General features: G+C 70.2%; 20 protein-coding genes and 1 CRISPR repeat array (1 of these 21 only partly in view). Of the genes, 9 read left to right on the forward strand and 11 right to left on the reverse strand.

Going from position 1 to position 19,464, the window contains the following annotated elements; genetic code table 11:
- Window positions 1–7 precede the first annotated feature (7 nt).
- Complete coding sequence (locus IEZ31_RS38565) at window positions 8–673, forward strand: short chain dehydrogenase (RefSeq protein ID WP_190255051.1); 666 nt, start codon at window positions 8–10, stop codon at window positions 671–673.
- On the opposite strand, the gene IEZ31_RS38570 is transcribed toward IEZ31_RS38565, so the two are convergent.
- Genes IEZ31_RS38570 through IEZ31_RS38590 form a run of 5 tightly spaced genes read right to left on the reverse strand, consistent with a single transcriptional unit; the run spans window position 606 to window position 6,348 of the window.
- Window positions 606–2,843 carry a xanthine dehydrogenase family protein molybdopterin-binding subunit gene (locus IEZ31_RS38570; RefSeq protein ID WP_190255052.1) on the reverse strand — a complete coding sequence of 746 codons (2,238 nt, stop codon included), beginning with the start codon at window positions 2,841–2,843 and terminating at the stop codon, window positions 606–608. The genes IEZ31_RS38565 and IEZ31_RS38570 overlap by 68 nt on opposite strands.
- The gene (locus IEZ31_RS38575; protein WP_190255053.1) at window positions 2,840–3,826 is read right to left on the reverse strand and encodes an FAD binding domain-containing protein; all 987 of its coding nucleotides are present in this window, start codon (window positions 3,824–3,826) and stop codon (window positions 2,840–2,842) included. Before IEZ31_RS38575 ends, IEZ31_RS38570 begins: the two co-directional genes overlap by 4 nt.
- On the reverse strand, window positions 3,823–4,311 hold the full coding sequence (locus tag IEZ31_RS38580) for a (2Fe-2S)-binding protein (protein ID WP_373294752.1): 489 nt from the start codon (window positions 4,309–4,311) through the stop codon (window positions 3,823–3,825). Before IEZ31_RS38580 ends, IEZ31_RS38575 begins: the two co-directional genes overlap by 4 nt.
- Window positions 4,304–5,212: an acyl-CoA dehydrogenase family protein gene (locus tag IEZ31_RS38585; protein WP_190255055.1), complete on the reverse strand. Its 909-nt coding sequence runs from the start codon at window positions 5,210–5,212 to the stop codon at window positions 4,304–4,306. The genes IEZ31_RS38580 and IEZ31_RS38585 overlap by 8 nt, the downstream gene beginning before the upstream one ends.
- Window positions 5,213–5,214: 2 nt before the next feature.
- Window positions 5,215–6,348, reverse strand: a complete 1,134-nt coding sequence (locus IEZ31_RS38590; RefSeq protein ID WP_190255056.1) for an acyl-CoA dehydrogenase family protein — start codon at window positions 6,346–6,348, stop codon at window positions 5,215–5,217.
- 116 nt (window positions 6,349–6,464) lie between these two features.
- Between IEZ31_RS38590 and IEZ31_RS38595 the strand changes: the two genes are divergently transcribed.
- The 3 genes from IEZ31_RS38595 to IEZ31_RS38605 are packed head-to-tail and all read left to right on the forward strand — an operon-like array spanning window position 6,465 to window position 8,707.
- A complete protein-coding gene (locus IEZ31_RS38595; protein ID WP_190255057.1) occupies window positions 6,465–7,253 on the forward strand; it encodes an SDR family oxidoreductase in 789 nt (262 codons plus the stop codon).
- 33 nt (window positions 7,254–7,286) lie between these two features.
- Window positions 7,287–8,213: a dihydrodipicolinate synthase family protein gene (locus IEZ31_RS38600; protein ID WP_190255058.1), complete on the forward strand. Its 927-nt coding sequence runs from the start codon at window positions 7,287–7,289 to the stop codon at window positions 8,211–8,213.
- Window positions 8,214–8,224: 11 nt separating this feature from the next.
- A complete protein-coding gene (locus IEZ31_RS38605) occupies window positions 8,225–8,707 on the forward strand; it encodes an FAS1-like dehydratase domain-containing protein (protein ID WP_190255059.1) in 483 nt (160 codons plus the stop codon).
- Here IEZ31_RS38605 and IEZ31_RS38610 read toward each other — a convergent pair.
- From IEZ31_RS38610 to IEZ31_RS38635, 6 genes are all read right to left on the reverse strand, one after another.
- The gene (locus tag IEZ31_RS38610) at window positions 8,694–9,125 is read right to left on the reverse strand and encodes a MaoC family dehydratase (RefSeq protein WP_190255060.1); all 432 of its coding nucleotides are present in this window, start codon (window positions 9,123–9,125) and stop codon (window positions 8,694–8,696) included. The two genes, IEZ31_RS38605 and IEZ31_RS38610, sit on opposite strands and share 14 nt — an antisense overlap.
- Window positions 9,126–9,135: 10 nt before the next feature.
- Window positions 9,136–9,846, reverse strand: coding sequence for a FadR/GntR family transcriptional regulator (locus tag IEZ31_RS38615; RefSeq protein WP_190255061.1), 711 nt, complete (start codon window positions 9,844–9,846; stop codon window positions 9,136–9,138).
- A gap of 202 nt (window positions 9,847–10,048) precedes the next feature.
- On the reverse strand, window positions 10,049–10,813 hold the full coding sequence (locus tag IEZ31_RS38620; RefSeq protein ID WP_190255062.1) for an SDR family NAD(P)-dependent oxidoreductase: 765 nt from the start codon (window positions 10,811–10,813) through the stop codon (window positions 10,049–10,051).
- Between the two features lie 37 nt (window positions 10,814–10,850).
- On the reverse strand, window positions 10,851–12,014 hold the full coding sequence (locus IEZ31_RS38625; protein ID WP_190255063.1) for a thiolase family protein: 1,164 nt from the start codon (window positions 12,012–12,014) through the stop codon (window positions 10,851–10,853).
- Window positions 12,015–12,029: 15 nt separating this feature from the next.
- A complete protein-coding gene (locus IEZ31_RS38630; protein ID WP_190255064.1) occupies window positions 12,030–12,527 on the reverse strand; it encodes a DoxX family protein in 498 nt (165 codons plus the stop codon).
- Window positions 12,528–12,529: 2 nt separating this feature from the next.
- A complete protein-coding gene (locus IEZ31_RS38635) occupies window positions 12,530–13,900 on the reverse strand; it encodes an acyl-CoA dehydrogenase family protein (RefSeq protein WP_190255065.1) in 1,371 nt (456 codons plus the stop codon).
- Between the two features lie 226 nt (window positions 13,901–14,126).
- On the opposite strand from IEZ31_RS38635, the gene IEZ31_RS38640 reads away from it, so the two are divergent.
- The 5 genes from IEZ31_RS38640 (at window position 14,127) to IEZ31_RS38660 (ending at window position 18,232) form a co-directional block, all read left to right on the forward strand.
- Window positions 14,127–14,864: an SDR family NAD(P)-dependent oxidoreductase gene (locus IEZ31_RS38640; RefSeq protein ID WP_190255066.1), complete on the forward strand. Its 738-nt coding sequence runs from the start codon at window positions 14,127–14,129 to the stop codon at window positions 14,862–14,864.
- Between the two features lie 89 nt (window positions 14,865–14,953).
- Window positions 14,954–15,166, forward strand: a complete 213-nt coding sequence (locus tag IEZ31_RS38645) for a hypothetical protein (RefSeq protein ID WP_190255067.1) — start codon at window positions 14,954–14,956, stop codon at window positions 15,164–15,166.
- A gap of 278 nt (window positions 15,167–15,444) precedes the next feature.
- Window positions 15,445–16,557, forward strand: a complete 1,113-nt coding sequence (locus IEZ31_RS38650) for a hypothetical protein (RefSeq protein ID WP_190255068.1) — start codon at window positions 15,445–15,447, stop codon at window positions 16,555–16,557.
- A 136-nt stretch (window positions 16,558–16,693) separates the two neighbouring features.
- Window positions 16,694–17,197 (forward strand): AbrB/MazE/SpoVT family DNA-binding domain-containing protein, encoded by a 504-nt coding sequence (locus IEZ31_RS38655; protein WP_190255069.1) that lies wholly within the window; start codon window positions 16,694–16,696, stop codon window positions 17,195–17,197.
- Between the two features lie 231 nt (window positions 17,198–17,428).
- The gene (locus IEZ31_RS38660) at window positions 17,429–18,232 is read left to right on the forward strand and encodes a tyrosine-type recombinase/integrase (protein WP_229836292.1); all 804 of its coding nucleotides are present in this window, start codon (window positions 17,429–17,431) and stop codon (window positions 18,230–18,232) included.
- A gap of 178 nt (window positions 18,233–18,410) precedes the next feature.
- Window positions 18,411–19,464: direct repeats of the CRISPR family, unit length 28 nt; unit sequence GGACCATCCCCGCGTGCGCGGGGAGCAC; it runs 2,394 nt beyond the window's last position.

The raw sequence follows: 19,464 nt of genomic DNA on the forward strand, positions 1-19,464 counted from the left end.
GAGCCATATGGAACAGCAGCGTCCCCGCGTTCTCGTCGTGGGCGGGACCGGCACCATCGGTCGAGCCGTCACCGAGTGCCTCGCGGACTCCTACGAGGTGATCGTCGCGGCCCGAGGTGGTGGCGACGTCCAGGTCGACGCCTCCGCGCTCGACTCCATCCACGCGATGTTCGCCGCCGTGGGGACGGTCGACGCGATCGTGTCGGCGTTCGGCCGGGCCGTGACGGGCGGGGTCGGGGCCCTGTCGACGTCCGACATCGAGGCGACCTTCACCGGCAAGGTGTTGCCACAGCTCAACCTCGCCCGGGTCGGGCTGGGTCATGTTCGCGACGGCGGCTCGATCACGCTGACCAGCGGGGTGCTGAGCAAGGAGCCGGTTGCCGGGTTCGCGGCCGTCGGGATGGCCAACGGCGCCATCGACGGATTCTGCCGGGCAGCCGCGGCCGACCTCGGCGATCGGGTCCGCATCAACTGCGTGAGCCCGGTGTTCGTGCTCGAGTCGGGACCCGATCGGCAGCGACTGGGGCTCGACGACTCGCTGCTGCAGACTGCGGCGGAGACCGCGCTCGCCTATCGCACGGCGATCGAGAGCGGGCTGAGCGGCGTCAACTTCGATCCGCGCCAGGCCCGGGCCGGGCATCCCGCAGCCGCGCAAGCACCCGATCGGGCGTGATGGGCAGCTCGCGGAACCGCACGCCGGTCGCGTGAAAGACGGCGTTGGCGATGGCCGCCGGGACGCCGATGGCGCTGATCTCCCCCACGCCCTTGACGCCGAACGAGTTGGCCGACAGGTCGGGCTCGTCGATGAACCGCACGGTGATGCTCGGGACGTCCGGGTTCGTGGGGACGTGGTATGTGGCGAGGTCCCGGGTCACGAATCGCCCGCTGCGCTCGTCGAGGATCGTCTCCTCGGTGAGCGCCATTCCAAGGCCGAAGACCACGCCGCCGTACACCTGGTTGGTGGCGAGCTTCGGGTTCACGACCCGGCCGACGTCGTGCACGCTGACGAAGTCGGTCACCCGCACCTCGCCCAGATCGCGGTCGACCCGGACCTTGCAGTACTGGGCTCCGAAGGAGTTCAGCTCGACCGGGCCACCGACGCCCAGGTTGTCCGCGATGGTGCCGGTCAGCAGCTCGGACCGGCCCTCGACCGCAATCTTCCGGCGCCCACTCAGTCGCACGATGTCACCCAGCGGGATCCTCTGCTCGGCCAGGTCGGCCGGCGAACCGCCGCTGGCCGTGAGCACTCGGACCACCTCCGCCCGAAGTCGAGCGACGGCGGCCTCGATCGCCGCGCCGACGCTCGCCGTGGTCTTGGAGCCCGACGCCATCGCCCCCTCGGGCAGGTCGCTGTCCCCGAGGACCACCGTGACAGCCTCGGGCCGCACGCCGAGCAGCTCGGCGACCAGCTGGGCCATGATCGTGGCGGTGCCGGTGCCGATGTCGTGGACTGCCGACGCCACGGCCACCTCGCCGTCGGCCGTCAGCGAGATCCGGGCCGAGCACGGGGCGGTGTTCGCCGGATAGGTTGCGGTCGCCATGCCGTAGCCGACCAGGAAGTTGCCGTCGGCCATCGTGCCCGGCACTGGTGAGCGCTCGTTCCAGCCGATGAGTTCGGCGCCGAGGTCGTAGCACTCGCGCAGGCGCTTGCACGAGAACGGTTTGCCGGACACGGGGTGGACGTCGGCGTGGTTGCGGTGGCGCAGCGCGACCGGGTCGACGCCGGCCCGGTGCGCCAGCTCGTCGAGCGCCGACTCGAGCGCGAAGACGCCGGGCGCCTCGCCGGGCCCCCGCATCGGCAGGGGCGCGGGGAGGTTCAGCCGCGCGATGTCATGCGAGATCGCGATGTTCGGGCACGCGTACAGATAGCGGGTCACGAGCGCGGCCGGCTCGCAGTAGCTGTCGGTCAGGCTCGTGTGCGTCGTGACGTGGTGGCGAAGGGCGACGAGCGCGCCGTCGCGGTCGGCGCCGACCGCCAGCCGCTGCACGGTGGCGGGGCGATGCCCGGTCGACGTGAACAGCTGCTTGCGCGTCAGCACGAGCTTGACGGGTCGCCCGACCCGCCGGGCGGCCAGCGCGGCCAGCGCGACGTGCGACCACGGGAACGTCTTGGCACCGAAGCCACCGCCGACGAAGGGCGAGACGATGCGGACGCATTCGCGCGCAATGCCCAGGCGGCGGGCGACGACGTTGCGGCTGCCGATGACGTGCTGCGTCGTGTCGAAGAGCGTGAGGTCGTCCCCGTCCCATGCGGCGACCACGCCGTGCGGCTCCATGGGGTTGTGGTGCTCGATCGGGGTCCGGTACTCGAGATCCAGACGGATCGGCGCCGCCGCCAGCGCGGTGGCGGGATCACCGTCGACGGCGTTGAGCCTGCTGCCGAAGTAGAAGCTGTCGGGCGCTGGGAAGGGCGGCACCGCGCCGAGTTCGCTCGACGGCTCGTCCGGGATGTGGGAGACCGCCACCAGTTCGGCCCCGTGGACGGCCCGCTCCAGGGTGTCGGCGACGACGACGGCGACGTGCTGGCCGTCGTGCCGGATGCGGCCGGACTGCAGCGGAGCGACCTCATCGCCGGGCACCTCGCCGGTGAACAGATCCTTGGGGATGTCGAACATCCGGTCCGCATTGGCGTGGGTCAGGACCGCGAGCACCCCGGGCGACGACTCGGCCGCTGCGGTGTCGATGTGCGTGACGGCGCCGCCGGCGGCGGTGCTCTGCACGACGACGGCGTAGGCGAGGTCCGGCAAGGTGTTGTCGGCGGCATAGCGGGCCTGGCCGGTTACCTTGGCGCGACCGTCGTAGCGGTCGACGGAGCGGCCGATGGCCGAGCGCGGTTCGGTCACGGTCGGCTCGCCGCCGTCTCGAGCGCGCGGACGAGCGCGCCCTTCGCCAACCCGATCTTGTAGCCGTTGCGGCGACCCGCGACCGCACCGGCCAGGGCCGCCTCCGCCGCGTCCTCGTACGCCGACCGGGTGGCCTGCGCGCCGGCCAGGACCGCCTCGGCCGCCGTGGCCCGCCACGGCCGGGTGGCGATGTTCCCCAAGGCGATGCGGGCCGAGCGGATGGTCCGGCCGTCATCGTCGAGGTCGAGGCCGGCGGCCGCCGAGGCGAGGCCGAACGCGTATGTCGCCCGATCGCGCACCTTGACGTAGGACGCCCGCCGCGCCTCGGGAACGTCCCGCAGCACGATCCCGGTGATGACGTCGCCCTGTTCCAGGATCGTCTCCCGGGCCGCCACGGCCGGGGCCAGGTGCAGCTCGGTGAGCGGCACGCGGCGGCTGCGGCCGTTGCGGTGCACCACGACCACGGCGTCGAGGGCGGTCAGCGCGGTGGCCGCGTCCGAGGGGTACACCGCGATGCACCGGTCGGTGGTCCCCAGCACCGCGTGGAAGCGGTCGATCCCCCCGATGGCCTGGCACCCGGAGCCGGGGACGCGTTTGTTGCACGGCACCGACAGGTCCCGCAGGTACGGGCACCGCGTGCGCTGCAGCAGGTTGCCGCCGACGGTTGCCATGTTCCGCAACTGCCCGCTCGCGCCGGCGAGCAGCGCCTCGGCCAGCATCGGGAAGCGGCTCCTGATTGCGGGGTGGCGGGCGAGCGCGCTCATGGTCACGAGCGTGCCGACCACGATCGACCCGCCCGAGACCACCGTGTCACGCAGCGGCAGGCGATTGAGGTCGATCAGGAGGTTCGGGGCGAGCACGCCCTCCTTCATGAGATCGACGACCGTGGTGCCGCCCGCGACGAACATCGCGTCGGGCCGGGACGCGGCGAGCCTCGAAGCCTGCTCGAGCGACGTGGGGGCGGCGTAGGCGAAGTCCTTCATCGCGAGTCCCGCCCCGCAGCGCGTCTGATGGCCGTGACGATGTTGGGATACGCGCCGCATCGGCACAGGTTGCCGCCCATCGCCTCCTTGAGCGCGCCGTCGTCGTCCGGCACGCCTTCGGCGAGCAGGCCGACCGCCGACATGATCTGCCCGGACGTGCAGAACCCGCACTGCAACCCGTCGCACTCCACGAACGCCCGCTGCATCGGGTGCAGGTCTCCGTCGGCGGCCGCCAGCCCCTCGATCGTGGTGATCTGCGATCCGTCCCGCATGACGAGCAGCGTCAGGCAGCTCAGCACGCGGGCGCCGTCGACGAGCACCGTGCACGCGCCGCACTGGCCGTGGTCGCAGCCCTTCTTGGTCCCGGTCAGCCCGAGCCGCTCCCGCAAGGCGTCGAGCAGCGTCGTGCGGGCCTCCACCTCCAGCGTGTGGCCGGCCCCGTTCACCGTGACGGACACCGCCACTCCGGTCGCGCCATCAAGCACGGGAGTCCCGGCCGTTGTGGGCGAGGACGGCGGCCGCGAGCCGGTCGTCGCCGCCCAGCTCCAGCCGGAGCCCGGACAGCCGCACGGCATGGGCCTGCAACTCGAATCCGATGGTGAAGCTGCGCGCGCCACACATCTGGACGAGCTCGGGGACCAGCTTGGCGGCGCCGTCCGCGGCATACGACGCGGCCAGGTCGAGATCGCGGCTCTCGCCGGTGAACGCGGCCTCCCGCACCGTCCAGCGGGTCGCCTCCGCGGTCACCGCCGCGTCGGCGAGCCGGTGCCGAAGCGCTTGGAAGAACGCCAACGGCTTGCCGAACTGCTTGCGGGTGCGCAGGTGCTCGGCGGTCCGGGCGACCGCGGTCGCGGCGTTCCCGGCGATCTCCGCCGCGTTGGCGAGCCGCCACAGCGAACGCAGGCGACCGCCGTCACCGATGCGCTCCGTCCGGGCGGTGCCGTCGAGGTCGACGCGACCGTACGGGTAGCCGTAGCTCGACCGCACCGGCGCGATCCGCTCGGGCTCGACCCGGGTGAGGAATGCGTCGTCACCGTCGAGCAGCACGAGCGAGGAGGCGACGGTGGCGAATCGGACCGGGCCTGGCCGCCCCCAGTCAGCGACCGCGACCGGACCGGGCGGGAGGGCTACCTCGGCCCCGAGCACGGCACGCAACCCGAAGGTGGTGGCCGTGCCGACCTCGGCCAGGTACTCGGCCACGATGGCCCGCTCCAGCAGCTCGGCGGCGGACAGGTCGACCCGCTCCTGGAGCGCCTCGTCGAGCTGCGCGTCGTACTTGCCGTCGCGCGAGAGGTCCTGCGCCCGCAGCAGGCCACCGGTGCCGGCCACGGTCGCCTTGACGGATTCCAGCAGCGCGGCCTGCGCCGGTGTGAGGTCGAAGTCCATGGTCAGCGCCCCGCCCCGAGCAGCCCGCGCGCGACCACGTTCAGCTGTACTTCCACGCTTCCTCCACCGAGCCCCGCGATCATCGATGTCTTGAACTGGCCGTTGCCGATCGAGCCGAGCTCGAGGCACTCCTCTTCGAACAGGAACTGGGACAGCTCGGCCACCAACCGCTCCGAGCGCACGATCGCGACGCGGGCAACGCTGACGACCTGGTCCTCCGGCTGTCCCTTGACCCGCGCGTCGATCGCCCGATAGACAAGGATGCGGGCCGCCGCGCAGGCCGCCTCGGCGGCGACGATCCTGGTGCGCAGGCCGTCGCGGTCCCACCACCCGTGCTCGTCGGCCATGCGCCGGAACCGGGCGACGACCCGGGCCGCCCGCGCGTACCGCGGGCCGCCGATCCGCTCGTGCGCGAGCGCCTCGAGGACGATCCGCCAGCCGTCGTTCTCGGGACCGAGCCGGCAGTTCGCCGGCACGCGCATGTCGGCGAAGGTGAGCCGGTTGAACTCGTGGATGTCAAGCACGCTGGGGATGCGCTGGATCCGGAACCCGGGGGTGTCGGTGGGCACCAGGAAGATGGAGATGCCTCGGCCGTCCGTCGACTCGGGCTTGGTGCGCGCGAGCAGGAAGCAGAACTCCGCGACCTGCGCGTAGGAGGTCCAGACCTTCTCGCCGTTGATGACGTAGTCGTCGCCGTCGCGCACCGCACTGGTCCGCATACTGGCCAGGTCGGTGCCGGACTCCATCTCCGAGAAGCCCTGGCACCAGGTGACGTCGCCGTTGGCGATCCGGCGGAGGTGGTACCGCTTCTGCTCCTCCGTGCCGGCCATGAAGATCGCGGGGCCGATCCAGTTGACGTTCATGTACTGCGAGCCCCGGGGCTCGCCGGCGCTCCATAGCTCCTCGCCGAGAATGATGAACTGCCAGCCGGAGGCGTCGCGCCCGCCGTACTCGCTGGGCCAGTGCGGTGCCATCAGGCCGTGGGTGGCCAGTTTCTGGCAGAACTCGAAGGTGAACTCGGAGGCCGCCTCCTCGCCGGGGATCAGGCCGGACCACCGCTCGGGCAGGTTCGCGTCGATCACCTCGCGTACCTCGTCGCGGAACGCAGCATCGCCCGCAGCCCACGCAAACTCCACTGAATTCCTCCCACGTGCCGACCCCCGGAGGGCCGCTCTTGTCTATCCTAGTCAGCGACCCTAGCATAGGGAAGCGGTGCAAGCGACAGCCGGAATCGGCGTGAGGAGCTGGATCAGTGCAGCTGGGCCTTGAGGGTCGCGGGGTGGTTGTGCTCGGCGCCGGCAGCGGTCTGGGCCGCGCCACCGCGCTCGCGTACGCCGCCGAAGGCGCGGTGGTCACGGTGTTCGCGCGCGACGCCAGCCGACTCGAGGCGGTAGCGGAGGAGATCGACCTGCTCGGCGGCGAGCGGCCGACCGTGGTATCGGGATCGATCACCTCGGCCGACGACCTCGACCGGCTCATGGCGACGGCGGCCGCGCGCGACGGAGCCATCTGGTCGGTCTTCCTCAACGGCGGCGGCCCCGCCGCGGGACGGTTCGAGGACTTCGACGACGCCGCGTGGCAGCAGGCCTACGAGGCGACCCTGCTGGGGTACATCCGCGCCACCCGCTCGGCGCTGCCCTACCTTCGGGCGTCCGGCAGCGGCCGGATCGTCAACAACGCCAGTTCGGGCGTCAAGGCCGCGTTGGACGGGCTGCTCCTGTCCAACGTCTTTCGCCTCGGGATCATCGGCCTCACCCGAACGCTCTCGGTCGAGCTGGCCGGCGACGGGATCCTCGTCAACGCGGTCGCCGCCGGTAAGATCGCCACTGACCGGGTCGCCTCGCTCGACCGGATGCGCGCCGATCGGGTCGGGACAACCGCGGGCGAGGTCCGAGCGCAGGCGGAGCGCACGATCCCCGTCGGTCGCTACGGCACGCCGGAGGAGTTCGCGCGCACCGTCGTCTTCCACGGCTCACCGGCAAACACCTACGTCACCGGCCAGACGCTGCTCGTCGACGGTGGCATGTACCGCGGCTACTGACCGCCGAGTGCGGCAACGACACGAGGAGTCACATTGCGCTTCGCCTACCGAGGCGTCGTCCCGATCCTGCCGACACCGTTCCTGGCGAACGAGGACCTCGACCTCGAGTCCCTACGGCGGCTGCTGGCGTTCGTGCGGACAATCGGGGTGGACGGCGTCACCGTGCTCGGGGTGCTCGGCGAGGCGGCCGCGCTGACCGATGCGGAGGCGCGTGACGTGCTCGCGACCGCCGTCGAGGCGGCCGGCCCGCTGCCCGTGGTGGCCGGCGCCAGTCGCTACGGCGTGCGGGCCACCCGGGCGTTCGTGGAGATGGCGGCCGAGTCGGGGGCGGCGGCCGTGATGGTCGCGCCACCGAGTGTCGACGGCATCGGCGAAACGGCGGTGTACCGGTACTTCGCGGGCGTCTGCGCGGACTCGCCGCTGCCCGTCGTCGTGCAGGACCACCCCGCCTCGACGCGGGTGCAGATGTCCGCCGATCTGCTGGTTCGCCTCGCCGACGACCTGGAGTCCATGGCCGGCATCAAGGCCGAAGCGATACCGACCGCACCCAAGGTCCGCATCCTGAAACAGCGGGCGCCCCGGGTCCCGGTCCTCACCGGCCTGGGCGCGCTCTACGCGCGGTTCGACCTCGCGGCCGGGTCGGACGGGTTCAACACGGGCTTCGCGTTCCCGGAGTTCCTCGTCGAGCTTCTGCGGCTGGCGAACGCGGGTGCGTCGGAGGCGACGAACGCGCTCTACGCCCGGTTCCTGCCCCTCGTCGTCCTCGAGCAGCAGCCCGGGCCGGCGATCCGCAAGGAGATCTGGCGCCGGCGCGGGATCCTCGCGTCGGCGCGGGTGCGGGCCCCGGGCGCTCAGTACGACCCCGCCACCGACGAGGTGCTCACCCAACTCCTCGCCGAGGCGACGGCGAATGCGGACCTCACCGCCGCGCTCCGCCTGTCCGACCTGATCCACTCGTGAGGGAGGGGCACATGGCCGACGCGGGACCCGAAGTCAGCGACCTCGCCCGCTCCAGGATCGGGACGGTCACCCAGACCTACGTGAGCGAGCCGGTGTCGCTCAGGCACATCCGTGAGTACCTCGCTGGGACCGGTGGCGACCCCGACAGCTTCACCGAGTTCGACGACAACGGCGATCCCCGGCCGGCGCCGCCGTTGTTCTTCCACTCCGCGTGCCGGCCCGTCGTGGCGGAGCGGCACCTGCTGGCGGACGGCCAGTACCCGTTCCTCGGCGTCGAGGGTGTGACCGGTGAGACCCTCGCCGGAGGCAACACGTTCGAGATCCTCGCGCCGGTGTACGTCGGGGACGTGCTGTCGACGATGGAGACCCTGGTCGCCATCGACGAGCGGGTCGGCCGCTCGGGCCCGATGGCGATCACAACCACGCTGACGACCTACGTCAACCAGCACGGCGTCGAGGTGGCGAGGTATCGACAGGTGATCATCTTCCGCTGATCGCGCTCCGCGCCGGGCCAGCCGGCAGGACGACGTCCGCCTCGCCCTTGACGATGACGACACCGTCGGCGGTGCTCATCTCGAGCGCGCAGGTGACCCGGTCACCGCCGGCGCCCGGAGCGACCGCGGTGACCATGCCCTTCGCCACCACCGTGTCCCCGGCGACGGCCGGGCCCACGTTGCGCTCCTCCAGCCGGCGGAGCTGGGCGCCCGGGCCGCCCCAACCGGTGACGAGCTCGGCGTTGATCGCACTCAGGAGGTTGGCGGTCACGAGCGGGCCCCGGAAGCCGGCGGCCTTCGCGTACTCCTCGTCCCAGTGGATGCGATGCGCAGTCCAGTGGGCGACGCCGAACAGGAAGAGGCTCACCTTCGTGATCGTCCGGCGCACCTCCGGCAGAGTGTCGCCCACCTGGGCCATGCCTGTCCCCTCAGTCGAGCAGCTCGGTGATCTGCTGGTCCTGGAACCAGCCCATCTGGACCTCGCGCACGACCTCCATGTGCCGCGCCCAGAACTTCTCGGCCTCGGCGCCGGCGCCCTTCTCGATCAGATCGACGAGCTTGCGGTGCGCCTTCAGGGACCGTTCCTCCTGCTGGCGCTGGTCGGGCGACGTCGACAGGCCCCTCGCCGAGTGCTGCTCGCTGATGTGCTGCAGGCACTCGGTGATGACCGCCATGGTGGCGTTGCCGCTGAGACCCATGAGGACGGAGTGGAACCGCCAAGCGGCCGCCGGGAATGCGGAGCTGCTGCCGAGCGCCGCCGCTTCCTCGTCGAGGATCTCGCGCAGCTGGCGAATACCGTCAGGGGTCGCGCTCTCGGCCGCCATCCGGGCGGCGGTCGGCTCGTAGAGCATGCGGAACTGGTAGACGTCGGCCAGCGTCGCCTGCCGGATCTGCAGCTGGATCGCCACGGCTCGGGCGGCCACACCGCCGTCGGGGAGGCTCACCACGGGTCCGCGGTGCGAACCGCGCCGGACCGAGATCAGGTCCTGCGCCTCGAGCAGGCGCAGGGCCTCCCGCAGCGTCGGCCGGGAGACCTCGTACTGCTCCATGAGGGTCGCCTCGCTCAACAGCGACTCCCCTGGTTTGAGCTCGCCCTTCAGGATCTTCGCGCGCAACTCGGCGGCGATGACCTCTGCCATCTTGGGAATCCGATGGGCTGCCGCGCGGCCGTTGGGCATCGAGGCCATGTCTCTCCTGCGCTGAGTCCGATGATCGATTGCTGAGTATTCTTAGTTAAACACAATCTCTCGCCAGTTGGCACGGCAGGCCCCGCCCAGTATCGCCCGGGCCACACTTGCGCCGCCGCCCCGCGGGGAGTCCCGCCGCGACCGATGCACCGGCTCAGCGCATCGGCAGGAGACCTCCGTCGGCAGCGAACATCTGCCCGGTCATGAACCGCGACGCCGGGCTCGCGACGAAGGCGATGACCGGCAGGAAGTCGCGTTCGATGTCGCCGAGGCGACCGCCGAGCGGAATCGTCCGCTTGAGCGCGGCGTCGTGCGCGGCCAGCGCCTCGGGGCTCATCTCACTGCGGGTCTTGTCGTACATGGGTGTCCAGATCGCCGGAGCGATGGCGTTGACGGTGATGCCGTACGGCGCCCACTCGATGGCCAGCGTCCGCGTCCAGGCCACCACGGCGCCCTTCGAAGCGGAGTACGCCGCCTTGGCCGGAAGACCAATGATGCCAGCCGACGAGGCGAAGTTGATCACGCGGCCGCCGCCGTCCCTGAGATGAGGGAACACGGCGACGTTGGTGAGGAACGTGCCGGTGGCGTTGACCGCGATGATCCTCTCCCACGTCGCGAGCGACGTCTCCGCGGCCGACCCGAAGGGCGCGATGCCGGCCGCGTTGACGAGGACGTCAAGCCCTCCGAGGATGCCGGCGGCGCCCTTCACCGCAGACTCCACCGACTCCTGCGAGGTGACGTCGCACGTCAGGAAGGCGGCGCCGACCTCCTTCGCCACAGCACCGCCGGCTTCCTCGTTGAGATCGAGGGAGACCACCTGCGCACCGAGGCGAGAGAAGCCCCGCACCGTGCCCGCACCCATGCCGCTCGCGCCACCGGTGACGATCACCCTGCGCCCGGTCAGATCAAAGTCGCTCATGACATCAAAGTAGTACATCTAAGTTATATATGACGAGTCACACCTCGATGACGATGCCGCCGCCCTGCCCGCCGGCGGCGCACATCGCCGCGACGGCGATGCCGCCGCCGCGACGGCGAAGTTCGAAGATCAGCGTGGCCAGCATCCGGCCGCCCGACGCGGAGATGGGATGCCCGATGCTGCAGCCGCTGCCGTAGATGTTGACCTTCTCGTCGTCGATGCCGAGCAGCTTGCAGGCGGCCAGCGGCACCGACGCGAATGCCTCGTTGATCTCCCACAGGTCCACGTCACCGACGTCGATCCCGGCGCGCTTGAGGACCAGCGGGATGACCTCGGTCGCGCCCAGGCCGGTCCGGTGTGGCTCGACGCCGACGGCGCCCCACGAGCGGATCCGGGCCAGGGGGGTGAGGCCGCGCTCGGCGGCGAAGGTATCGGCGACGATCGTGAGCGCCGAGGCCGCGTCGTTGACGCCGCTGGCGTTGCCCGCGGTGGTGCTGAAGCCCTCGATCTCCGGGTGCAGCGGCCGGAGCGCGGCGAGCTTCTCCAGGGAGGTGTTGCGGCGAGGGTGTTCGTCGGCGGAGAAGAGCACCCTCCGCCCGTCGACGGTCACCTCGATGGGAACGATCTCGTCGTTGAACCTGCCGGCGTCGATCGCGGCGACCGCACGCTGGTGCGAACGCATCGCCCAGGCGTCGATCTCCGCACGGGTCAGGCCGACCTCCTGGGCCGTGTTCCACCCGGTCGTGATCGTCACGTCGTCGTTGGCACCGTCGTAGAAGGGAAACGTCGGGTTGAAGCCGTGCCGCACCTCCTCGGAACCGGGGACGCGCCAGGTCAACGTGGGGTTCATGGAGGCGGAGTGGGTGCCGCCGGCGATCACGGCACGGTCCATGCCCGCGCGGACCGTGGCGGCCGCATTCCCTACCGCGGTCAGTCCACCAGCGCAGTGACGATTCACGGCCTGGCCAGGTGCCCGGTTGAGCCCGGCCGCGATCGCCGCGAACCTGGCGATGTCGCCGCCGCCGGCGAGTTCCTCGGCGAGGATCACATCGTCGATGTCCTCGGCTTCCAGACCCGAGCGATCCAGGGCCGCCTTGACGACGTGGGTCGCGAGCTCCTCGGCCGGCGTGTCCCGCAGGGTGCCCTTGAAGGACGTGGCGACGGGCGTGCGCACGGCGCTGACGATGAGTGCTTCGGTCACGGTTTCTCTCGCTTCCTATGCCGATTGCCGCGCGGGACGGTACGAGGTGGCCAGAAGCCCGAGCGCGGCAGCGGTGCCGCCCGCGGGCACGATCAGCGCCCACCAGGCGCCGGCGAGTTTCCAGCCGAGCACGTGGTCGAGCGACCACTCGCCGGGCCCGAGCGCGGCGATGCCGACGGCCACCATCGCGACCAGCACCACGTACTCCGCGCCACCCTTGAAGACGAAGTAGCCCTTCCCGCGGTGGTCGGTCAGCGCCGCGACCACCATCAGGCCGACGAACGCCGTGCACACCGGGCCGGTCAGCAGGCCGGCGGTGAGCAGGATGCCGGCGGAAATCTCGGTAGCGGGCGCGATGCGCGCGTGCAGCCAGGCGGGTCGCAGCCCGAGGGAGTTGAACCACCTGGTCGTTCCCTCAAGGCCACCCGGGCCGGCCACCTTGTTCCAGCCGTGGATCGCCAGCATCGGCCCCAGGGCCAGCCGGACGATGAGCGTGCCGATGTCGTGGTCCATACCTAGTGATCGCTCCCGACCGGCCGCATGACTGCCGGCAGGTCGACGGTCCCTCGGCTCTCCTCGAAGGTGACGCCGACCTCGTCGAGGATGGGCTGCAGTTGCTTCGCCGCCCACGCCTTGCGCTTCCAGAGCACGTCGGTCGGGAAGTCGTCGCCGGACGGCTGGTAGTCCTTGAGCAACTGCCGCGCGACCAGGGACAGGTGCAACTCGGTCACGCCGTCTGCCAGGCCCTCGTGCATGGCCAGCGCTGTCAGCTGACCGAAATGCATCACGTTCGAGACACCGATGGAGCCGTGCAGGTGGACCGCACGGATGGTGACCTCCTCGGCGATCTTCGCCATCGCGGCCTTGACCGCGGAGATCATCTTGCGGCCCTCGGCGCCGTGCTCCCGCTGCTGGTCGAACATCCACGCCGTGTAGAGCACCAGCAGCCGGAACTGCTGGTACTCGATGAAGGTGTTCGCAAGATCGTGCTGGACGGACTGCTTCCCGGCGATCACCTCGCCGTAGGACTCACGGCTCAGGGCGCGCTCGGCCATCATGTCGAGCAGGTTCTTCACGAGCCCGATCGTGCGCTGTGCGTGGTGCAGCCGACCGCCCCCGAGACGGGACTGCGCGACGACGAAGCCCTTGCCGACCTCGCCGAGGCGAGCACTGTCGGGGACGCGGACGTCGGTGAAGCGCAGCCACGGGTGCCCGCCGCTGCCGGGCCGGTCGAGCCAAAGGCCGACGTTGCGCACGACCTCGAACCCCGGCGCGTCCGTGGGCACGATGAACATCGTCGCGCGGTTGTGCGGCGGCGCAGCGGGGTCGGTCACGCACATCACGATCATGAACGCCGCGTGGTTTGCGTTGGACGCGAACCACTTCTCGCCGTTGATGACCCACGTATCGCCGTCCCGAACGGCCGTCGTGCGCAGGTTCGTGGGGTCGGAGCCACCCTGCGGCTCGGTCATGCAGTAGGCGGAGAAGACGTCGTTGTCGAGCAATGGCTCGAGGTACTGCTTCTTCTGCTCGTCAGTGCCGAACATCGCGAGAATCTCGGCGTTCCCGCTGTCCGGCCCCTGACAGCCGAACACGACCGGTCCGAACGACGAGGTGCCGAACGACTCGTTGATGTACGTGAGCTTCACCGCGCCGAAGCCCTGTCCGCCGAGATGCGACGGCAGGTGGGCCGCCCACAGGCCCTGGCCCTTCACCTCCTGCTGCAGCCGCTTGACGACCTTGCGGAGCGCGGTGTTGCCGGCGTCGTAGGGCGCATCGAAGTCGTAGTCGTAGATGAACTCGAGCGGGCGGATCTTGGTCTCCACGAACTCCTTGATCCAGGCGAGCTTGGCCTGGAACTCCGGCTCGATCGAGAAGTCGACCATGGCCTCTCCTCCGACACTCGTACGGGACGGTCCGTAGCAGGCAATTGCAGTCCCGCGCCCGGATTGTCGACGACCGTCGACAATCTCGCCGTGCGAGCTTCATCACCAACTTAGTGAGCCTAGTCAACTACATCGCTGGTACGGTTGGCAACAAGAACGCCGCGCTCCTGGCGCGGGTGGCCAGCGAGGCGTTGCCGTCGACGGCGCCATCGATGAACGGAGAGCCATGACGACGATGGTCCTGCGCGACGAGGTCGCCTGGATATCGGGCGGATCCAGCGGTATCGGCCTGGCAACGGCGTCCAGGCTGCAGGCGCTCGGGGCCCGGGTGGCCGTGCTGGACGTCGTCGCATCCACCGACCCCAACGTCGCATTCGCCGAGTGCGACATCTCCTCGGCGGCTGCCGTCGCCGAGGCCGCCCGCACCCTGGAAGGTGAGCTCGGACCTCCAACGATCCTGGTCGCGTGCGCTGCCATCACAGGCTCGGCGGCACTGTCCGAGTTCCCCGACGACCTGTGGCGGCGCCTACTCGACGTGAACCTGACCGGGACGTTCCAGTTGGTGCGGAAGGTGTTCGCCGGAATGTGCGCGCGTCGGCGAGGCCGTATCGTGCTCTTCTCCTCCGACGCTGCGGCGCGCCCGCTATCCGGCCACGCCGGCTACGCCGCAACGAAGGCGGCGGTCATTGCGCTCGGCCGCGTCGCCGCGACCGAAGGCGGCCCCTACGGCGTCACCTGCAACGTAATATCGCCCGGAGTCGTCGACACGCCCGCTGCGCGCCGCCGGTGGGATTCGCGCGACCAACTGGTGCACGCCGTGCAGAACTCCCCAATCAGGAACCTGCTCGGTGTCGTGCTCGATGCCGACGACATCGCAGAGGCCGTCGCATTTCTCGTCTCGCCCGCGAGCCGGCACGTCACGGGGCAGACACTGCACGTCAACGCCGGCGGCCATTTACATTGACAGCCAGACCGGCGGGCTTCGGCGCCAGCCACGTCGTCTTCGCCGGCACGAGGCCCGCGTCGGAGGCACGCGCCGATCCGGGAACGGCGGTGACCCGGCACGAGCTCGCCGAACTCCAGCGGGATCTCTTCGCAGCTCGTACCGCCGTCATCCGGACCGGCACCAACCTCAACCAGGCCGTCGCCGCGCTCAACGCCACCGACGAAGCTCCCGTGTGGCTCGGCCTGGCCGTCGCGCGATGCGAGCGGGCGCTCGGACAGCTCGACGCCGTGGTCGGCGAGGTCGACCGGCGGCTGCGCTGATCCTCGCGATCCACCGGCGCGGCACGAACGTCGCCGGCCTTCTCCGGTATCTGTTCGGGCCAGGTCGCCTGGTGGCTGCCTGGTCCGGATCGGGTCAGCTCACGTCATTGCAGCCGGCGAATCGCCATGATGTCGGACCACTCACCAGGCTGCTCGAACAGCCGGTACGGGCGGGCAGGAATCCGCCGCAGAAGCCGGTCTGGCATACCTCGGTGCGCAACCACGCGAAGGACCGGACTCTGACCGACGCCCAATGAGCGCACATCGCCGCCGAGATAGTGGCCGCCGTCGGCATCGCCCCGCACAACGATCCCGATGCCGTCCGATGGGTCGCGATCCGTCACGCGGAGGAACACATCCACATCGTCGCCACGCTGGTACGACAGGACGGCGCCACCGTCTGGGCGTGGAACGAGCGCCTCAAGGCACAGGCAGCGGCACGTGATCTCGAAGAACGGTACGGGCTGTACAAGGTCGGTCCATCAGACCGCACCAGTCATCGCCGGCCTGGCGCAGCCGAGCGGAACAAGTCGGAGCGCCAAGGGCTTTCGGTGATTCCACGTGATCGACTCCGCCACGAGGTGCGCGGCGCCGCGGCAGCCGCCGTCAGCGAAGCTGAGTTTTTCGCGGCGCTACGGGCCGCAGGCGTGCTCGTCCGGCTCCGCCACAGCAACGCCGACCCGGACGAAGTCACCGGATACGCCGTCGGGCTTCCCGGCCACCACACCGCGACCGGTGACACCGTCTGGTACAGCGGTGGACGTCTCGCGCCGGATCTGACTCTTCCGCGGCTGCGCGGGCGATGGCCGGACGTCACCGGTCCCCCGTCAGGCATACGACGACGCACCATGCCCGCTGGCCGTCGTGCCGACGCGTTTCTTCGGGCTGCAAGCGCGCTGCGACACGCCACGGAGAAGCTCCCGATCGACGAAGCCACCGAGGACCCTTCGGCGCTGATCCAGTCCGTGGGCGACATTCTCACGCTGACCGCACGGGCCTTCGAAGGTCGCAATGGCGGGCCATTGACCGAGGCCGCTGAGGCGTTCGACCGTGCCGTCCGCGAACCCTACCGTCACCGTACGAGACGGAGCCGGCCGGCAGATGATCTTCGGTCCCTGTCTCGGCTCATTGCAGTGGCGGGACGGATTACTGGCGACCGCGACACCGCCGCCGCTCTCCATCTGGTGCTCCAGCTCTCCAGGTTCGCGGACAGCCTCGCTGACCTGCGTGAAGCCCAGCAGCGACTCCATCAGGCACGCACAGCCCGCCAGACAGCTCAACAGCTGCGGACCATCGCGACGACGGGAACGGCACTGTCTCCAGCCGACGAGCGTGCACCGCTACAGGTGCCCGACCCGGGGGCCAGCGCAAGACGTACACACGTCACCTGAGGATTCGTGGTACCGCCACCGCCAGCACGACAGCCCCGCCGTAGCTCAGCACGAACCCCGCAGCAGCCCTCTCGACAACCCGCTGCGCCAACAATCGAGCATCGGAACGCCCGGCGAGATCCGAAACGAGGCCACCATGTCCCACGCGCCCATCCGGACCACGTACTCGGTCCGAGCCACGTTCGACAATGACGTTGCCGAGACACGGCACGGCCTCAGCTCCGACGCCGCCACCGTCATGATGACGCGGGCGCCAGGCCTGCCGTTGGCAACGCTCAGCGCACGCAGGCAGCCCGGCCGCAGGTACTCGGTGGTGACAAGCGTCGATGCCGGCGGCCGACTCGCGGATCGGTCGCCGCTGCAACTGCTGGGCTGGAAGCCACGCCTGCCAATCCGGATGACCGTACCAAACGACGTCGTGGTAATCGTTCCCTGCCCAGGTCAGACGGAACACGTCAGCAGTCAAGGACGCATCCGACTTACCTCCTCGACGCGGCACATCCTTGGCGTCACCGAGGGCGACCGGCTCTACGTGGTCGCGGCGGTCGACGACGACCAGTTGACGATCTACCCCATGTGGCTTCTGGACTCCATCGTCATGGAGTTCGATCGGCACGTCGGCGGACGGAGGCGATCATGACCGCCGGTTCGCCGGATCCGGCGAACATCGACATCAACACCGTCCGCCTTCTACTGGAACACCTAGGAATCACCGCCGAAGTGTTGGCCGATCAAACCAGGCGGCCCGAGGTACCGACACATCGACCGCGTATCCGAAGCCGTCTCCGGCGGTACCCGTCGAGCGTATGCCAGCTACTGGAGGCGGATACGAGAAGCATGGGGCGGACGCCGCCTCAACGAGCCGACGCCGTTGGAGATCAAGCAACTGGCCGAACGAATCAAGGGGCAGGCGGTCGTCAGGAGTAACTCCCGGGGCGGCAGGACCGCAGCCGAAAACCTCATCACCGCGCTGCGGTGCATCTACAGGTATGCGGTCGCGGACGGGCACGTCGCCGAGGACGCGAATCCGTCTCTCCGTGTTCCAAAGCCTCGACGGCTGGCGAGCACCCGGCGCGCGCTGTGCGACACGCAGCTCGCCGAACTTGTCGCCACAGCCGGCATGACCGGCAACGACCCCCAGCTGGACAGCCTCTTGTTGCGCTTGCACACCGAAACCGCCTGCCGCCCCGGCGGCGCCCTCGTGCTCCGCCCGATCGGCCTCGACCGCACTCAATGCCTGATTCGACTCCGGGAGAAGGGCGAGACCGTCCGATGGCAGCCGGTCTCCCCCACGCTGATGCACCATCTGATCGCCCATGGCGACGAACGCGGCGCGAACGGCGATGCACACAGCCAGCTGCTGCGCTACCGCAACGGCCAACCAGTCACCCGACGCCGCTACGACTATCTGTGGCAGCGGCTCGGCAAGCACTTACCCTGGGTGGCGACGCAGCAGGTCAGCACCCATTGGATCAGGTACACGACCCTGACCTGGGTCGAACGCCGCTTCGGCTACGCTGTCGCCCGCGCGTATGCCGGCCACAACGGCCGATCCAACGCTGGGACTACGTCGACCTACGTCCGCGCAGACCTCAACGAGGTCGCTCGGGCGCTGGCACTACTGGCCGGCGAGGCGCATCGCCTTGAGACGACCAACCAACTGGGTGTTGAGTAATTCGGCAATGCAGATTCAAGCGCAGAGTATCCGGGCGGCCTCACCGACAGGTGAACTCGGATCAACCTCTTTCAGTTGTTGCTCTACCCGCCAAGGGGCAAGCGCAGGCCGGGTCGATGTGGGGACCATCCCCACGCGGGATGACAGCTGCCCGAGGTCGCCGGTCAGCGTGAGCTGCGGACCGTCCCCGCGTGCGCGGGGGGCGCAGCCGTTCGAGGTCGCCCGGCCAGCGCCGCAGCGCGGACCATCCCCGCGTGCGCGGGGAGCACACAGGCACCCGCCGCCGCCTCCTCGCCGCAGCGCGGACCATCCCCGCGTGCGCGGGGAGCACACAAACGTTGTCGTGAGCGTCGTGAAAGCGTTGGGACCATCCCCGCGTGCGCGGGGAGCACATTGCCGCGCTGTCGACGGACCCGCCGCCAGCGGGACCATCCCCGCGTGCGCGGGGAGCACTCCCGGGCCTCGGTGACGGTCAGCGTCCGGTCCGGACCATCCCCGCGTGCGCGGGGAGCACGCGAAGCGGGCTGCCCGCCGCGAGCGCGACCGGGGACCATCCCCGCGTGCGCGGGGAGCACAGGGTGCGTCGCGTGGTGATGTTGGACATTTGGGGACCATCCCCGCGTGCGCGGGGAGCACTCGTCGGTCGGCGCCGAATGGGATTCGTGGGCCGGACCATCCCCGCGTGCGCGGGGAGCACGTGGTATCCCGGTGCGCGCGCGCACGCGAGCCAGGACCATCCCCGCGTGCGCGGGGAGCACGTGCGTCGGGTGCTCACTCATCGGCTCAGTCCTGGACCATCCCCGCGTGCGCGGGGAGCACAGCACGCCGGACGGATCGAGGCAGGCCACGACGGGACCATCCCCGCGTGCGCGGGGAGCACCACTGCTGGCCCTGGTCGCTGCCCAGCTCGACCGGATCATCCCCGCGTGCGCGGGGAGCACGTCGACCCGACCGGCGACACCGTGCAGATGGCGGGACCATCCCCGCGTGCGCGGGGAGCACGCGCATAGTGATGGAACCCCTCCGGGGGTTCTGGGACCATCCCCGCGTGCGCGGGGAGCACAGCGTGTACTGCTTCACGTTATACGTCGTCGTCGGACCATCCCCGCGTGAGCGGGGAGCACACGCATCCGGAGATCTGGGCGATTGTCCGCGACGGACCATCCCCGCGTGCGCGGGGAGCACATCGAAGACCTGTACAACCTCGTCTCGCGCGCCGGACCATCCCCGCG

The sequence above is a fragment of the Dactylosporangium sucinum genome (assembly GCF_014647515.1).
Taxonomy (GTDB): Bacteria; Actinomycetota; Actinomycetes; order Mycobacteriales; family Micromonosporaceae; genus Dactylosporangium; species Dactylosporangium sucinum.

Bases quoted from the DNA above. Each gene is read 5' to 3' on its own strand.
- IEZ31_RS38565 (WP_190255051.1), top strand. From the start codon at position 8: ATGGAACAGCAGCGTCCCCGCGTTCTCGTCGTGGGCGGGACCGGCACC.
- IEZ31_RS38575 (WP_190255053.1), bottom strand. From the start codon at position 3,826: ATGAAGGACTTCGCCTACGCCGCCCCCACGTCGCTCGAGCAGGCTTCG.
- IEZ31_RS38585 (WP_190255055.1), bottom strand. From the start codon at position 5,212: ATGGACTTCGACCTCACACCGGCGCAGGCCGCGCTGCTGGAATCCGTC.
- IEZ31_RS38605 (WP_190255059.1), top strand. From the start codon at position 8,225: ATGGCCGACGCGGGACCCGAAGTCAGCGACCTCGCCCGCTCCAGGATC.
- IEZ31_RS38610 (WP_190255060.1), bottom strand. From the start codon at position 9,125: ATGGCCCAGGTGGGCGACACTCTGCCGGAGGTGCGCCGGACGATCACG.
- IEZ31_RS38615 (WP_190255061.1), bottom strand. From the start codon at position 9,846: ATGGCAGAGGTCATCGCCGCCGAGTTGCGCGCGAAGATCCTGAAGGGC.
- IEZ31_RS38620 (WP_190255062.1), bottom strand. From the start codon at position 10,813: ATGAGCGACTTTGATCTGACCGGGCGCAGGGTGATCGTCACCGGTGGC.
- IEZ31_RS38630 (WP_190255064.1), bottom strand. From the start codon at position 12,527: ATGGACCACGACATCGGCACGCTCATCGTCCGGCTGGCCCTGGGGCCG.
- IEZ31_RS38635 (WP_190255065.1), bottom strand. From the start codon at position 13,900: ATGGTCGACTTCTCGATCGAGCCGGAGTTCCAGGCCAAGCTCGCCTGG.
- IEZ31_RS38640 (WP_190255066.1), top strand. From the start codon at position 14,127: ATGACGACGATGGTCCTGCGCGACGAGGTCGCCTGGATATCGGGCGGA.
- IEZ31_RS38655 (WP_190255069.1), top strand. From the start codon at position 16,694: ATGTCCCACGCGCCCATCCGGACCACGTACTCGGTCCGAGCCACGTTC.